The sequence below is a fragment of the Bartonella sp. MU70NMGDW genome (assembly GCF_042194085.1).
In the GTDB taxonomy this organism is placed as follows: Bacteria; Pseudomonadota; Alphaproteobacteria; order Rhizobiales; family Rhizobiaceae; genus Bartonella; species Bartonella grahamii.
Map to the genome: position 1 here is coordinate 1 of NZ_JBHIMK010000200.1, position 2,203 is coordinate 2,203.

Genomic DNA, 2,203 nt, shown 5'->3' on the forward strand with positions numbered 1-2,203 from the left:
GCCTCTGGAGCAGGGAAAACGTCGTTGATGCGTCTTATGTTTTTGGCACTCAAACCCACCCGCGGTCATATTGATCTCTTTGGAACAGATACAGCATTACTCAAACGACAAGAGCTCCCTGCGCTGCGACAACGTATCGGTGTAGTTTTTCAAGATTTTCGTTTACTCGACCACATGACCACTTATGAAAATGTCTCCTTACCTTTACGCATTAAAGGACAAGAAGAAGCAACCTATCGCAGTGAAGTGGAAGATCTTCTCTGTTGGGTAGGTCTTGGAGATCATATTCATGTTTTACCACCAGTTCTTTCTGGCGGAGAAAAACAAAGGGTAGCCATTGCACGCGCGCTCATTGATCAACCTGAAATTCTACTTGCCGATGAACCAACCGGAAATGTCGATCCGCCCTTAGCAAAACGCCTACTCCGTTTGTTTATTGAATTAAATCGTTTTGGAACAGCTGTGATCATTGCCACCCATGATATTGCCTTAATGGAACAAGTTGCAGCACGACGTATGCTTCTCCATAACGGACGGATGACGATTCATGAATAAGTCTTTCCCCATTTTTACAAGCAATAAAAAAAATACAACAGCGATTATTCCCAGTGGTAATATTTCTGGAAAAGCATTGGTTGCCGTTATTGCTATTATGACATTTCTTTCAAGCCTCACCTTAATCGGTGTTGATTTAGTCCAACGTGCCGCCCAAAATTGGAGTAATCAGATTAGCTATGAAGCAACAATACAAATACGCCCCATTGACAATGTTGATATCAACAAAGCTCTCCGTGATGCCGTACAATTGGTCAAAACATTTTCTGGTGTACAAGATGCAAAAATTGTTGACCAAAAAGCTACAGAAAAATTACTGGAGCCATGGCTTGGAACAGGTTTCAATATCAATGAACTGCCCCTTCCCCGCCTTATCATTGTGACTCTGAAGAGAGATGAAAAAATCAATTTTGCAGCCATTAATCACGCCATTAAAACCCAAATTCCAGGAGGTCAATTTGATGATCACCGTGTTTGGGTCCATCGTTTTGCAACCATGGCATACACCACTGTTTTCATTGGCTTTTCAATTTTAGCATTGGTTCTAGGCTCTCTTATTCTTACCATCATTTTTACCACCCGCAATGCATTGGCAGAAAATGCGCATATTATCAATGTCTTATATTTCCTTGGTACTGAAACTATTTTCATTGCCCGCCAATTTGACTGGCATTTTTTTAAAACTGCACTGCGTGGTGCTTTATATGGTGGTCTCACAAGCATATTTCTGTTTTTAGCCTTTTGTCTCTGGACGAATTATAACTTGGGAAGAGTGGAAGCTAGCCAAGTAACAGCTTTGTTTGGACATATTTCCATAAGTTCCGTTCCTTACGGAAAAATCATTTTTCTTATTATTTTCGTTTCTTTTCTTACCACCCTTACAAACCGCATGACTATTTTAGCGCAACTGAAAAAAATCGATCAATGTGAAAACGGTTTATTTTAATTTTATGACTCACCACTCCTACCATTCCAACTCATTGACGCAAAATGATTTAAAATGTCCTCTTCCAAAACGACCCCATTATCGTTGGTCTATGCGCTTTTTATTTTGCTATTTTCCACCGACAACACTTACTCTTGCAATCATTGTTTTTATTTTCTGGGGTGGTTTTATTGTTTTTTCTGAAAAAACTGAACGACTTTCTCCCCCAAAGCCTCTCCCCAAAGCTGATGCCATCATTGTGCTGACAGGCGGAGAAAACCGAATAGAGACAGGATTTAATCTCTTACAAAGGGGGCTTGGTTCACGACTCCTTATCAGTGGCGTAAACAGCACAACCAATCTGAAAGGTTTCATGCATAACAGGCATATTAGCCCACGACTTGTCTCCTGTTGTATTGACATTGGGCATCAAGCGATTAACACCAGAGGAAACGCCGAAGAAAGTGCTGCTTGGATCAAAAAACACCACTATAAGACCCTTTATATCGTCACCCATGATTACCATATGTGGCGCTCGATGCGAGAACTTAAGTATTTAATGCCTGATATCCATTTCATTGCTTATCCTGTTAAAAAGAGCGATGCTGAAAGCGCAATACAACAAATCAATCAAATCCGCATTCTCATATTCCAATATATTAAAACGCTCCAAGTCTATATCAGAACCGCATTCTAATCTTTATCCTTCTGACTTTTTTAAAA

General features: G+C 40.2%; 3 protein-coding genes. All 3 read left to right on the forward strand.

The window, feature by feature from the left end:
* On the forward strand, nucleotides 1–555 hold a 555-nt coding region (locus ACFIKE_RS09705; RefSeq protein WP_375649620.1), incomplete at its 5' end, for a cell division ATP-binding protein FtsE.
* Nucleotides 548–1,501, forward strand: a complete 954-nt coding sequence (locus ACFIKE_RS09710) for a cell division protein FtsX (RefSeq protein WP_375625217.1) — start codon at nucleotides 548–550, stop codon at nucleotides 1,499–1,501. The genes ACFIKE_RS09705 and ACFIKE_RS09710, both read left to right, overlap by 8 nt.
* A 4-nt stretch (nucleotides 1,502–1,505) precedes the next feature.
* A complete protein-coding gene (locus tag ACFIKE_RS09715; RefSeq protein ID WP_375649623.1) occupies nucleotides 1,506–2,177 on the forward strand; it encodes a YdcF family protein in 672 nt (223 codons plus the stop codon).
* Nucleotides 2,178–2,203 lie beyond the last annotated feature (26 nt).